A 13,218-nucleotide genomic window follows, 5' to 3' on the forward strand; every position below is an offset into this window, starting at 1 on the left:
GAGGCTTGGTCACTTGCGTTCGTTGAACAGCAGCTTGATCCTGGTGCCGGGAGCGAGCGCCTTCATCGCATGATAAATGCGGCTCCCAAAGACCCGATTGACGGTGCTGTCCAGCATGACCATCAGGTCCTGTTGGTCCTTGCCGCCGAGCTGCAGCTCGACCGGATGGTCGACGTCCTGTTTCTTGAGCGCCGCCAGCAAGGGTTCGCCCGCGACCCCCATCGCTTTGTATTGCTTCTCAAGATCCCTCCGGTACGCGCGAGTCTGTGAAGGATCCCGCTTCGGAACCGTCTTGACGAGGTCGCCCTTCTCGCTTGCCTCACTGAGCGCCTTGATCTTCGCGTTGAGGTCCTTGGGCGGGTCGGGGCAGAACCATGTCGCCGTGAGAGTCGTCGACATCGTGCCGATCTTGTTTGTCTCGACCTTGCCTGTCTTGATTTCCAGCTCGAACGCGACCTTCTTCTTCGACTCCCCCATGATTTCGGGGTTGATGACACCGTGCACGTACCAGACGCCGTCCTTCGCGACCGGTTTCAGGGAGGTCATGCGGTAGCGCAGCTGGATAGCCACCAGCACGGGGCGGATCACCTTAGCCCCGATGTCGCTCCCGGAGAGCGCGTTGACGGCGTTCGTCGCGACCTCGACGCCCTTCGTCACATCGCGCCGCTTCTCCTCCGGCGTACGCCGGTCCGCCTTGCCGGCCAGCTTGCCGAGGGCCTTCTTTCCGCCGGCCATGAGCTTCTTGCCGTACGCGGCTGCCGTGGCGATCACCTTGGAGATGACGCCCCGGACAGGCGCGCCGACCTTCTCCAGCACGCTCTTGATCTTGGCCGGGATCGCGCCGAGCTTGAGCACCCGGGCGAGCAGGTCGATGGCGAGCGGGAGCGTCCGGGCGAGGGAGTCCTCGATCTTGGTCGCGACCTTCTGGGACACGCCGTTGCAGACCTCTTCGAGCGTGTCGAGGATGCCGTTGACGAATTCGGCGAGTGCGCGCGCCTTTTCCACCAGGAAGGTGACGAAGTCGTAGACGGCCATGACGGCCTTGACCAGGGCGCCAGCCGGAGTGATCAGGGACAGCAGCCAGTTGATGCCCGCCTTGAGGACGGTTTCGACGACAAAGCCCTTGATCATCTCGAAGGCCTGCTGCTTGAGATCGCCGACCTTCTCCTTGATCTCCTCCCACAGGCCCCCGACGCCCTTCTCCCTGATCACTCCGATGATCTTGATGGCGCCGATCACCGCGTTCAGTACCGGCTCGGGCATGTGCTTGAGCAGCTCGGAGCGGATGAAGGCCCAGCTGATCCCGAAGAGCGACAGCACCATCTTGACGATGCCGCGCAGATCCCACTGCTCCGGCAGTTCCACCCCGGCCGCCGCCAGATTGCCGAACAGCCACTCCTGAAGGGCCGCCTTGAGGTGCTTGACGATGTTCGACAGGAACTGCGTCAGGCCGGCCTTGACCGAGGCGCCCAGATTGCTGAGGAAGCGGATCGGGTCCTTGATGATCCGTTCGGCCACGCCGGCCGCCCGTTTCACCACACCGACCAGCAGGTTCTTCAGATCGATCAGGATCTTGATGGCGCCGACCACGGCGTCGCGGGCTCGTTCCCACAGACTCTTGTTGGACTCCTTCACCTCGGCCAGCGCCGCGTTCGTCGCCTCCTGCGCCTGCGCGTAGGACTCGGCGAGCTGGTCGACGACCGCGTCGGCCTTCTCGTCGATGGACGCTTCCAACTCGTCGAACTTCGCGGCGAATCCGGCGGCCGCCTGTTCCCCGAACCCGCGCATCGCGGGCTCGAGGCCCGCGACGAAATCGGCCATCCGGCGCCGGCCGTCCGCGGCCTTCTGCCGTGCGTCGTTGACGCGTTTCTCCACGACGGTGGCGACCTCGTCGACCACGCCCCGGATCTCGGCGGTGTAGGCGGCCGAGTGCTTCGCATAGTCGGGCTCGCCGGAGAAGAAGTCCCACCAGCTCTTCTCGCACGCGGCGAGGAAACGCTTCCGGGCCTGCCCGGCTCTGTCGTCGAAGAGCGTGCGGACCGTGTCGTCCAGGCCGTGCAGCGCGGCCTCGACATTGCGCTTGGTCTCCTCGTAGATGTCGGTCAGCTGTTTGGTGATCGCGGCGCGGCGGGTCTCGGTACTTGCCTGGGCGGCCTGTTTGCCGCCCGTCACCGACTTGCCCGTAGCGGCACGCACTCCGGCCATGGCGGTCATCGCCGTCCTGCCGGCTGCGGCCGCCCGCTGCTCGGCCGCGGCCCGCTGTTCCGCCTCCTTGGCCCGGAAGGAGCCCGGCGCCGCGGCGGAGTCCTTCTCCGCGGCTTTCTTGGACTGCAGGGCGGTCGAGAAGGCGGGTTCGTTGGCGCGCTGCAGAGTTTCGTCGGTGAGCCCCGCCTTGTTCATTTCGGCCGTCGTTCCGCTCGCGTGGGCGGAGAGGTCCACCGCGGCGGAAGGCACCGGCGCCGGTACGGCGTCCGCCGCACGGGGCGGGGCCGGGAGGGGCGGCGGTCGGTCGGGCGACAGGGGTACGGCGGGACGCTCGGGTACGCGCGCCGGGTCCGGCGGGGCCGCCGCGGTCGCCCGTACCTCACCCGATGAGGCATCCGCTGCGGCGTGCACCTCGCCGGAGAGCTGGGGTGTGAGGGTGTCCGGGCGGGCCGGGTCCGCGAGTGCCTTGGCCTCGTCCGCGGTGGCCGGCTGCTGCTCCTTGATGCGTTTCTCGAACTTCGCGATGAACTCGGCCCGGCCGAACGGCTTCGCCTGTGCCGAGGCGATCGCAGCCGCCTGGTCCTGCCCGGCGAACGCGGCACGCTCACCCGGTGGCGCCACAGCAGCGCGCTGGGCGGCCGTAGCCTCGGCAGCGGGCGCGGGGTGCCGGGTCAGGACGCGCTTGCCCGCGGTGACCTGGGCGGCGATCCGGCGCAGCCCCGGCGCGGTGGCCTTCTTGCCGGCGGCGGGCCGCCCTGGGGTCTTCCCCTGGGCGTCGCCGGTCGGCGCCTGCGCGCCCCGGGCGGCGAGCGCCGCGGTGGCGGCATTGCCGACGGCGGGCATGGCGCGGTCGGGGCGCTTGGTGAGGGAGGCGGGCGCGGTCCCGCGCTCCTTCGCCGGAGCGGCTGCCGCTGGGGCCGGCCGCTTCCGTACGCCCTTGAGCTTGCCGGGTGAGGGCCGCCCGGGGCCACCACCCGCCTGTGTCACGGCGGGCGGTGGCGTCGAGGGAGTCCGGGCGGCGGCGCTCATGGCAGCACACAGGAGGCCGGTGTCGCCTCTGGCGCGGCAGAGTCCCGTCCGGGCGGCGGACCGAGTGCCAGCTCCAGTTCTCCGGACCGCGGCAGCCGTGACTCCTGCCGGAACTGGCGGGCGATCGCCTCGGCGAGATGCTGCCGGCCGATGACCGCGCTTCCGCTCTCCGCCGCCAGTAGCGCGGCGCCGCGCGCGGCCGCCATGATGCCCGCACCGGTGAGATCGAGGCGCGCGAGCCCCTCCAGCGTCAACCGCGGGTCCAGCGGTGCGCTTTGCGGGAATGCCACTTGCCACAGCCGGTACCGCTCCCGGTCGCCGGGCCGGGTGAAGTGCACCACGAACTGGAAGCGGCGGGTGAAGGCCTCGTCCAGATTCCCCTGGAGGTTGGTGGTGAGGACGACCAACGCGGGGCTGCGCTCCAGACGTTGCAGCAGATAGCCGACCTCGAGATTGGCGTATCGGTCGGTGCCGCGGCTCACCGTGCCACGCTTGCCGAAGACTGCGTCGGCCTCGTCGAAGAGCAGCAGCGCGCCCGCGGCTTCCGCGTGGCTGAAGGCCTCATCGAGGTTCTTCTCCGTCTCGCCGACCCACTTGGAGACGGTCTGCGCGAGATCGACCCTGATCAGGTCGACTCCGAGCGTGGCGGCGACCACCTCGGCGGCGAGGCTCTTGCCGGTGCCGGGCTCGCCGGTGAACAGCGCCTTGAGGCCGGGGCCGCCGTGCTGCCCGCCGAACCCCCACTCCTGGGAGACCTTGGGCCAGGCCCGGAACGCGGCGGCGAGCTCACCGATCTGCTGCGCCTGTTCGGCGGGGAGTACGAGGTCCGAGGGGTCGCGGGTGGGCGTGCGGACATCGGCGAGGCGGCCCGGAGTTGCGGCGAGGACGCGAGGCACCGCCGCATCCAGCGACATGTCGCCGGACTCGGCGAGCCGTACGGCCGACCGCAGTTGGGCGGGAGACAGTCGGAAGCGGGCGGCCAGGTCGTCCAGGGCGCGAGGGTCCGGGTCCGCCTCGGCCGTGGCGCTGCTCCAGAGGATGCGGCGTTCCCGGTAACCGGGTTCGGCCGTGGATTCCTCCGCGTAACGGCCCGAGGAGAGCAGATCGAGGGGGCGCCATGGCGTCCGCCCGGTCAGGACGAGCGGGACGCCGGTCCGTGCCAGCACTTCGGCGGCCGATACCGCGGCCCATCGTGCGTCGGGGTCGTGAAAGCGGTCGACGGGCAGCCACAGTGCGGTGCCGAGCGCGGCCGCCGCGGACAGGGACCGGCCCGTGGCGGCCCGCACCTCGTCGGGGGTCCGGCACACCTCCAGGTCAGGGGCGCGCCGCAGGGCGAGCCCGGCCTGCTCCGCCACGGCGTGTGCCGCGTCGAGCTGGCTGCCGTCCGGCAGCCCCCAGAGGGCGGCGATCCCGGCCGGGTGCGCCTCTAGATGGGCGGCCAGCCGTGCGGTGCGGCCGCGCGTCGGCTCGTCCAGCAGCGCGGGGCGCGGTGCCGGCAGCCGGCCTGGGTCGTACGCGAGGAGTGCGGGGTCCCCGAGGCCGTGCAGGAGAAACGCGGGCAGTTCCGGGCGAATGTGCAGCGGGCGCAGCAGGTCGGCGCCGGAAGGCTCCGATCCGCCGTACGTGTCCGGGTCGCCGTCCTGGATCAGCAGACCGAAGCGGCGCAGCCGCCCATACGGTCCCAGCGGGGGCAGCCGGTCGTACCGCTCGGCGGAGGAGGGCGCCAGGACGGTGAGGATCAACTCGGCGGTGGGACGGCGCTGGTCGAGGTCGTCGAGGAGATAGCCGAACAGCAGGGTGTGCTCGGGGGCCAGCGCCGGTGTCAGGCACAGCAGCAACGCGTCGCACTCGAAAGGGTCAAGGCCTGCGGCGGACGCCAGCGCATCGAGCGGCAGCGAACAGCCCTGGGCCGCTGCCTCCTGGCGGAGTTCGCGCTCGGCGTGGGTCTGGGCGGCGGGCGGCCCGCCACTGAAGGGCGCCGGGTGGACGACGGCGGGGTCGGTGAGGTCGAGGAGCATTCCGGCCTGCTCGTCGGTGACACAGTACGGGGACAGTTCGGCCCCGGCGAGCAGCGCGGAGCGCTTCGCGCGGCGGGCAGCGGCCGCCCGCAGCGCGCGGTGGATCGCGCCGTAGCGAAGGGTCAGGTGGGCCGTGGCGGCGCCTGGTCGGGTCGGCATCTCACCCTCCTGTGAACACGACGGTGCGGCCGCCGAACCATGGCACGTCCGGTACGTCGGCGAGCAGCCGGTGGCGGTAGAGGTCGGAGTGGCGGGCGCCCAGAGGCAGGCGCACCTCGACGGTGCTGTCGTGGAAGGCCACGCGGGCCCCCAGATCGGCGAAGCGGTCGAGGGCGCACATCGGGTCTGTGGGCTCCCGCTCCGACCAGAGCTTCCAGGAGAGATCGGCCAGCGCGACCGCGGCGGCCAGCGTCACGGTGCGTTCGATCGCGGAGGCCTGGCCCGTTCGGACGGCGGGCCGCAGCTCGACCAGCGCCTCGGTGAACCGGGCGGCGCGGGACGCCTCGTACGTCAGCCGCCGTGCGGCCCCGACCAGCGCGTCGTCCGGGGCGGAGCGGGAGGGGAGCCGTGCCCCGGTGTTGGTCCAGCAGCGGCGCGGTGCGTGCACCCGACTGAGCTGCTCGCCGCGGGTGGGCGGCAGATCGGTCACGAAGCCGACGCCCAGGGCGTCCAGAGCGAGCGTCAGCCCGGAAGCCGCGGGGGCGTCGGGCTGGGCGGGCAGCAGGACGAGAGGGGTCCCGGCCAGCTCCCAGGGCCGGAGGAGTTCCGCCGGCCGCGTCGCCTCCCACACCGGGTACAAACCGTCGACGTCCAGCAGGAGGAGCCGGCCGGGCGCCACCGCGCGAAGAAGCAGGGGGCTTGTGGCGGTGTGTCCTTGGGCGGTCTGGAGTCCGAGGCGGGAGTCGAGCAGGGCCAGGAGAGGACCCAGACGGCGTTCGAGATCCAGCGCGGAGGTGTCGGGCGCGCCGTGGCCCGTCGGCGTCGTGCCCGCGAAGACGGCGACCGCGTGTGTGTCCTGCGGTGAGCGCAGCCAGCCGTGCGCGGGCGGCGGCAGCACCTTGTGCGCGAGGCAGGCGGCGAAGGCCGCACCGTCGGGGGCCTGTGCGCCACCCCCGGTCAGGACGGCTGCCACCGCTTCCAGATAGCCGCGGTCATGCAGTGGGGGCAGCAGGAGGAAGGGGAGTACGCGGTCGATATCGGTCACCGTGCCGGACGCGGGACCTGCGTGGTGCTGCTCTGCCCGGCCGGGGGCCGGGGGGATCCGCGAGGGGAGTGCGGGCAGCGCGGTGTCGGGGGCGGGCTCGGGTCCGGTGGCGGTGAGCGGGGTGTCCGTCGCATGGAGCGTGGCGTCCGTCCGGACGGGTGGCTCGGACCGCAGCGCCGCCACGAGGGCGGCGGCGAGGGCGTCGGGGTCGGGGTCCCGGGCTTCGCCGGGGACTGCTCCGGCCCTACCGGGGAACGGAGTTGCCGCGTCGGCCGCAGAGCCGGGGCCGGACGCCGGGCGGCTCCCCGCCGCATCGAGGGCGCGCAACAGGAGCAGCAGCGCGTCGTGCGGAAGCCCGGCCAGTACCGTGTCCAACGCCCCGCATACGGAGGCCTCGTTGAGGAGGCCGACCAGCACCCGGTCACGGTCGAAGGCGGGCGTGGGCGGCACCGGTCGGCCGGGCTCCCGCAGGGCTTCGGCACGGGTGTCGGCGCCGGATCCGGCATCGGTTCCGGCGTGACGGGAAAGCGGTGTCGTGCCCGGAGCCGATGGGCCCGCGTGACCGCGGTGGGGGAGCACTGTCGCGTCAGGACCGGATCCGGGCGCGATGATCCGGTCCGTCATGTGGGCGGCACCCGCCAGCTCGTCGAGAGTGGCAAAGGACCTTATGTGCACGGGGACGGTCACCTCCATGTCCTGCGGGATGAGTCCTGAGTGCGGGGCTTGTCCCGCGATGGGCGGGGGAAGCGACACGCCGGTGCGGGTCAGGGCCCCGGCGAGGTGCTTCTCCACCACGCGGGGGAGCATCGCGACTGCGCCACGGGCCAGTTCGGAGGGATCGGGTCCCCAGCTCCAGCCGTCGGTCCTGACGACGCGCACCCGGCATTCGAGCACGGTGCAGCCGCCGAGGGCGGCGATGAGACCGTCGTCGGTCGTCGCATCCATGTGAACCGTCACCCCAGTCCCGCCTCCTGCCCTGGTCCGTCCGCTGGTCTACGTCAGTCGATCTCGCCCGGGCTGTACACGGTCACCGGCCGACCCCGGACGAAGACCAGGGCTTCGTCGCTGTCCTCGACGGCGCCATTGCCCATCAGGGCTGATCCGTCCGGACCGAGGACGTCGCGGATCTGAAGGCTGACGGCGCTGCCGGCGCCCCACTGGGCGGTCGGATGGACCAGCGCGAGGACGGGGGCCGCGCCGTCAGTGGTGGAGGATGTGATGGTGAGCGATCCTTCGGTGAGGCCGACGGAGGGGGCGGGGCAGGAAACCGGTTTGAGCTGTGGCATTGCCGGGGTGGCGGCCTGCTCGCCGCCGGTGTCCACGTACCAGCGCCACGGCGCCGCCAGGATGTCCCGGGGCGCGCTGAGTTCCTCGGTCGTGAGGAGTCCGGTCGGGACCAGGACGAGCCCCGAGGCTCCCGGGACCGCCAGCGGGATTGCCCTCTGCGTCAGCAGCCGTACGGCGGGCGGGGGACCCGGCGTCGCGCGGGTCAGTGCGGCGACGACATGGCCGGTATGTTCGAGGCGGACGACCGTGACGGTCAACTCCGGTGACTGCGGCACCGATTGATCTCGCGTGCTGATCGTCATCGTTGCTCTCCCTCGTGGCTGCAGTGGGGACGGATCAGGTGGTCGGTCGGGCTGTGGCCAGTACGAAGTAGTCGGCTGCGCCCGGCAGTACGGACGGAGAACCGAGTGTCAGGTCGGGGCCGAACCCTCCGTACCAGGCGATCAGGCAGCTCAGCCTGCGCTGGGAGTCCACCTCGCAGCGCAGCACCACGGGCAGTGCGCCGAAGCCGGATCCGTCGACACCGCCTTCGTGCGGACCGCCGTACGTCTGGAGCCGCGGCGTCACCTGGAGGTGCAGAACGACCTCGCCCGACTCCACCTGATCCGCCGTCACCGGCGGGGGCAGCGGCAGGATGACGCCGTGTGTCGCGGTGCCGGACTGGACGAGGACGCTGCCGGTGACGAGTGGGCTGTCGACGGCGCCGGTGACGGTCAGCCCGCCGGTGATCTTCACATCGCCGTGGATCGATGTGCTGCCGTCGCCGAGGACGCGCAGCGCCGGGGCGAGTGCGCCGGCAGCGTTGAACCGGCCGATGTCCAGGCTGCCGTGCTCACCGCCGATCCGGAGTCCCACCTTTCCGGCCACCGGGCGTGGCTCTGCCGCCAGTTCCAGTGTGCCGCCGCGCGCGGACACCCGGTCGGCGAGGACGCCCGCGTACCGGCGGCCGACCCCGTTCGCCCGGGGCAGTACAGCGGTGAAGCCGCCGTCTTCGCCGCCGCCCCAGGTCACGAAGGAGAGCAGCACCCGGCCGCGGTCGCCGCTGCCGAGCCGGTCGGGTCCGGCGTCGGGCGCGGGCGGCTGCTGGTCGGCGAGGTCGAGTTCGTCGCCGGGGGCGCCGACCACGAGGGCAAAGCCCTCCGAGGTGTGTGCGGCGACGTTCGTGGAGCAGGCGCCCGGGGACACGGCCGCGCCGCCCGGCGAGGGCTGGTCGCTCCACATGAGCATGAGCGGGCGGGCGGCGGTGTTGCCGGGGTCGGCGATCACGAACCCCTGGTCGGGAGTGGAGAGTTCCACCGGCGTGGGCACTACGATCTCCCGCCCCGACGGGTCGACGAGAGTGCCGCTGCCGACGATGACTGTCTTGTAGACGTCCGAGTCGGCCCGCGCGCGGACCGTCACCTCCAGCCCCGAGGCGATCCCCCAGGTGTGCAGGTGCCGGTGGTGGCGCGCGGCGGCGTCACGGTCGTAACGCACCACGGCCGACAGGTCGTCGGCGGCCAGGATCTGGCCCTCGTGGAATTCTGGCCGCAGGGGTGCAGGCATGGTCTGCGCTCCTTCTAGGTCTCGGTCGGCTGCGGCGGCAGGCAGCCGGTGAGGTCGAGGAGGTCCAGCAAAAACCTCAGCAACCGCGCCGTGCTGACGTCGTGTTCGAAGAGCCGGGCCAGCTGGATTCGCCACTGCTGTTCCACCGGATCGGGCAACTGGGCGCCACGCCGTCCGGCCGGCACGGCCCGTACGACATCGCAGCCGTCCAGCGTCACTTCGGCGATCAGCACGTCCGGAGCACAGCCGCTGGGGCAGGGGACGACGAGGAGCGAGCGGACGGCGGCGCGCAGATACGCCTCGAAGGCGCACCAGGCACCCACCTTGCGGAGCAGGTTGTGCTGGACGTCGTTGCCGGTCGGTTTTGGCGGCACGTCGCACAGCAGCGCCAGGAGAGTGCGGTCGCACAGGTCGCCGTTGACGTCGAGGCGGGCGGTGAGCCAGTCCGTGAGTTCGTCAGCCGGGGGCCGGCTCTCGCCCTGGCAGGCCTCCAGAAACTCCCGGTCGTCACCGAACCGGCGGAGCAGCAGCGCGCAGAGCTGGTCGGAGGGCCGGTCGGGGACGCAGCCCACAAGGAAGCGGTGGCCTTCCCGTACCCGCGTGGGTACGCAGCCGACCGGCGTGCAGCCGTCGCCGGGATCGTAGGGGGCGACAGGCTCGGCGAACTCCTCCTCGTAGCGCAGGAAGAGGCCGTAGGTGCGCTCGGGTCCGGGCGGGCAGGGGTCGGGGCAGCCGCCGCCCGTGGCGCGGAACTCCCGTACCAGGGCGACGACATCCACGTCCTCGACGCAGATGGCCGGGATGTCGTTGCCCTGGCCGTCCACGGCGTGGCCCTCGCCGATGCGCACCACACCGCGGGCGCAGGAGTCGCAGCTGACGGCGAGCCCGCACAGGACGGCGCCCTGCCCTTGGGCCGATACGTAGCGCAGTCGGTTGTGGAGGCGGATGCGGCCGGTGGTCCAGGCGGCGAGCTGTCCGAGGTCGTCCTCGGTGAGCAGCTGGCCCGCGGAGAAGACCGGGCGGACCGGTCCGCCCGGCCGGAATCCGGCAGTTGGGGTGATGGACGCGGTCCTGCCGCTGCCGCTTCCGCCGCAACCGCAGCCGCAGTCACGGGGGCGGGCGGTGTGGGTGCCGGAGGTGGTCATGGCCGCCCCTCTGTGGTCTCGCTGTCGTTGGTCCGGCCGCCGTCGGCCTCGCTGTCGGTCCGGTCGGCGGGTTCCGACTCGGCGTCGGCGTCGGCCTCGGCGTCCGGCCGGTGATTGTCGATGAAGATCCAGCTCTCGAAGACGCCGGCCGCACCCGCGGGCGTCCCGGAGGTGCGGGGTCCGCTGCCGTCGGGCGGCAGTAGCCCCGGCCGGTGGGCGACCGGTCCGCCGGGCTGCGGTACGAGCCCGCCGGTGTGGGTGCCGTCCACCGGGTCGCCGCAGATGTCGAGGACGAACGGGGTGCGCAGCACCAGGTGGATCCGGTCGCCGTCGTTGAGGTACTCGATGTCCGTCTGCCGGATCGTGATCCGGTCTGTGGTCTCGTCGTCCGGTTCCCTCGTGTCGATCCGGGTCTCCAGGCGCATGACGGTGCCGTGGACACCCCGCCCGCCGGTGACCTGGAACAGGTCGGCGATACCCGGGTCCTGGAGGGTCGCGGCGCGCACCGGCCGCGAGAAGCGGATCCGCAGGCCGCGTTCGCCCAGCAGTACGCGGGCCTGCTGGGTGGTCAGCCGGCCGCCGTGCGGCCAGGAGATGCCGGTGATCACGGTCGCCGGTCGCCGGGAGAGGGGCCGGCGGACCTCGGGACGGATCTGCTCCGGGACCAGCGCGCGGTCGGGGTGTACGTGGTTCACGCGGGCGAGCAGCAGCCCGGGTCCGAAGATCCTGCCGTCACCACATCCGTGCTCCTTCGGTGCGCCTTCGGCGGGCGGCTCGCAGGGGCACGGAGGGTCGCAGGAGTCCGGCTCGGGCCGCCGGGTCGTCGCCCGTAGGACGAAGCCTTCGCGGATGTGGGCGTAGGCGGTGCGCGGGAGGCCGTCGCAGGCCTCGGTGTAGACCGCGCGGACGCTGTCGACCGGCTCCTCGCAGTGATGGATCGTCAGGTATACGGTGACACCGTCGCGGCCGGAGCGGATCTCCTCCCGGGCGCGGCACCGCTCGTCCTCGTCGAGCAGCTGCCACAGATCGTGCCTCGGCAGGACGCCGCACGGCACGATCACTTCGTCGCCGTGCCGGTCGATGGCCAGGCCGTCGGTCACCTCGAACCAGGGGGCCGCGCGCTCCGGATCGGGGCACTCGCCGTCGGGTGGTGGCACCGGGCGCGTCCACAGGCCGTAGGCCACGCCGTAGCCGTGCAGGGCGAGGTTGTGCAGGCGCAGCCGTGCGAGGAACTGCCCCTGTTCCTGGCGGAGATCCTGTGCGGACAGCAACTGGCCGTGGAAGTACGTCAGCCGCCGCCGGCCGGTCCGCGGGGCGCTGTCACGCCCGGTCGGGGGAGCCGTCATGGGGTCCTGCCTTTCTTCTCGTCGGGGTGTGCGCCTGTGCCGCCCTCGTGCAGGGCGACCGTGCGGATGCCCGCACCTGACGTGCCGTCCAAGCGGATGCCGCGTCGCCCCGAACGGTCCGCCCCGAGAACGGAGTCCGCGCCGAGGACGGCCACGCCGGCCGGGGACGGCGCGGGGCTGACGAGGAGGGTGTCCACGCCGACCGCGCTGCGCTCGCCGACGGTGAAGCCGAGCCCGCCGATGGAGACGGTCGCCGTGGTGTGGGCGGGGGAGAGCCGTTCGACCAGATCGGCAGCGGTCCTGGCCATGCCGTCGGCCGACGCGGGTCGCCGGGTGCCAGGCGGCGGGCCCGGGGGGATGAGTACGCGGAAACGGAACGTGGTGCCGGTCAGCGGGTCCTCGTCGGGGTTGCCGAGCGAAAGCAATCGCGCTCCGCCCCGGCGGGCGCCGGCTCCTGCCAGACGTGAACCGAGGACCGCGGACCCGCCGAGGCGCACCCGCGCCGCCGACCGCCCGAACAGCCGCACCTCACCCAGGCGGGTGTCCCGGCCCACCGCGCCCCACGGCGCAGCTGCCGGTTCCAGGATCGCCGGGCGCACCCCCAGCACGATCTCCAGCGCCAGAGCGAGCCCGCAGGGTGTGCCGCGGCGCCTGCGCAACTCCGGTGCCACGGCAATGAGTCGGCGCAGTACGGGCGGCGGGAGCTGCGCGGTGCCCGGGTCCGGGGCGCCGGGGATCGTGCTGCCTCCAGGGCCGCCGCCGGAACTCGCACCCGGCGCCGGGTCGGGGTCTGGCCCCAGATCGAGACCGAGCAGACCCGCGATCCACGGCAGCACACCGTCCGGCACGCCGGCCGGGTCGAGGAGTGCGGGAGCCCGTTCCGTGGCCCGGCCGAGGGTCTCGACCACCGAGTCGAACAGGGCGAGGAACCGCTCGGTGAAGTCGTCGGCGGTCGGATCCTCGCGGTAGACGGCCGGGAGGAGGTCGGCGGAGGTGGCCCGGGGAAGGTCCAGCCGCAGCTGCCGCACGGCGGGCCCGGGCGCGGAGGCGTCGGTACGGCCGAGCAGCAGCCGCACGACGAGGTACCGGCCCGGCGGCTGGTCCACCAGCATGTCGTAGGCCGGTCCCGCGGCGGTCTGCCAGTCTTCGGGCCCCGGCACGCCGTCGGGATCGTCGCCGGTGGTGGCCAGTTGGACGACCAGCGCGCTGCCCGACGGGACATCGGCGTCGATACGGATCCGGTGCCAGCGGCACCGGGAGATGCCGCTGTCGAGCGGGACGGTGACCAGTGCCGCCTCTCTCACGCCGGGCGGCAGGACCAGCGCGTCGTGGTCCTGGACGGGTTCGGGGAGTGGATCTGCGGCTCCTGCGGCCGGGCGCCAGCCCGAGGCGGAGTCCAGCAGCAGGTGCGCGGGCGCGTCGGTGCGGATGTCCATGTC

The 13,218-nt window shown here is 72.5% G+C and carries 8 protein-coding genes; all 8 read right to left on the reverse strand.

Annotation, left to right across the window (positions count from 1 at the left end):
* Window positions 1–9: 9 nt before the first annotated feature.
* The 8 genes from OG966_RS38525 to OG966_RS38560 are packed head-to-tail and all read right to left on the reverse strand — an operon-like array spanning window position 10 to window position 13,215.
* Window positions 10–3,234: a phage tail protein gene (locus OG966_RS38525; protein WP_326654767.1), complete on the reverse strand. Its 3,225-nt coding sequence runs from the start codon at window positions 3,232–3,234 to the stop codon at window positions 10–12.
* A complete protein-coding gene (locus OG966_RS38530; RefSeq protein WP_326654768.1) occupies window positions 3,231–5,411 on the reverse strand; it encodes an ATP-binding protein in 2,181 nt (726 codons plus the stop codon). Before OG966_RS38530 ends, OG966_RS38525 begins: the two co-directional genes overlap by 4 nt.
* A 1-nt stretch (window position 5,412) precedes the next feature.
* Entirely contained in the window at window positions 5,413–7,401 is a 1,989-nt protein-coding gene (locus OG966_RS38535) for a hypothetical protein (protein WP_326654769.1), read from the reverse strand.
* A 53-nt stretch (window positions 7,402–7,454) separates the two neighbouring features.
* Window positions 7,455–8,045 (reverse strand): hypothetical protein, encoded by a 591-nt coding sequence (locus tag OG966_RS38540; protein ID WP_326654770.1) that lies wholly within the window; start codon window positions 8,043–8,045, stop codon window positions 7,455–7,457.
* Between the two features lie 34 nt (window positions 8,046–8,079).
* Window positions 8,080–9,288, reverse strand: a complete 1,209-nt coding sequence (locus OG966_RS38545; protein ID WP_326654771.1) for a hypothetical protein — start codon at window positions 9,286–9,288, stop codon at window positions 8,080–8,082.
* Window positions 9,289–9,302: 14 nt separating this feature from the next.
* Window positions 9,303–10,433, reverse strand: coding sequence for a hypothetical protein (locus tag OG966_RS38550; protein ID WP_326654772.1), 1,131 nt, complete (start codon window positions 10,431–10,433; stop codon window positions 9,303–9,305).
* Complete coding sequence (locus OG966_RS38555) at window positions 10,430–11,779, reverse strand: hypothetical protein (RefSeq protein ID WP_326654773.1); 1,350 nt, start codon at window positions 11,777–11,779, stop codon at window positions 10,430–10,432. The genes OG966_RS38550 and OG966_RS38555 overlap by 4 nt, the downstream gene beginning before the upstream one ends.
* A complete protein-coding gene (locus tag OG966_RS38560; protein WP_326654774.1) occupies window positions 11,776–13,215 on the reverse strand; it encodes a hypothetical protein in 1,440 nt (479 codons plus the stop codon). The genes OG966_RS38555 and OG966_RS38560 overlap by 4 nt, the downstream gene beginning before the upstream one ends.
* Between the last annotated feature and the right edge of the window lie 3 nt (window positions 13,216–13,218).

This window comes from Streptomyces sp. NBC_01750 (assembly GCF_035918095.1).
Lineage (GTDB): Bacteria > Actinomycetota > Actinomycetes > Streptomycetales > Streptomycetaceae > Streptomyces.

Bases quoted from the DNA above. Each gene is read 5' to 3' on its own strand.
- OG966_RS38560 (WP_326654774.1), bottom strand. From the start codon at position 13,215: ATGGACATCCGCACCGACGCGCCCGCGCACCTGCTGCTGGACTCCGCC.
- OG966_RS38545 (WP_326654771.1), bottom strand. From the start codon at position 9,288: ATGCCTGCACCCCTGCGGCCAGAATTCCACGAGGGCCAGATCCTGGCC.
- OG966_RS38540 (WP_326654770.1), bottom strand. From the start codon at position 8,045: ATGACGATCAGCACGCGAGATCAATCGGTGCCGCAGTCACCGGAGTTG.
- OG966_RS38525 (WP_326654767.1), bottom strand. From the start codon at position 3,234: ATGAGCGCCGCCGCCCGGACTCCCTCGACGCCACCGCCCGCCGTGACA.
- OG966_RS38555 (WP_326654773.1), bottom strand. From the start codon at position 11,779: ATGACGGCTCCCCCGACCGGGCGTGACAGCGCCCCGCGGACCGGCCGG.
- OG966_RS38530 (WP_326654768.1), bottom strand. From the start codon at position 5,411: ATGCCGACCCGACCAGGCGCCGCCACGGCCCACCTGACCCTTCGCTAC.
- OG966_RS38550 (WP_326654772.1), bottom strand. From the start codon at position 10,433: ATGACCACCTCCGGCACCCACACCGCCCGCCCCCGTGACTGCGGCTGC.
- OG966_RS38535 (WP_326654769.1), bottom strand. From the start codon at position 7,401: ATGGATGCGACGACCGACGACGGTCTCATCGCCGCCCTCGGCGGCTGC.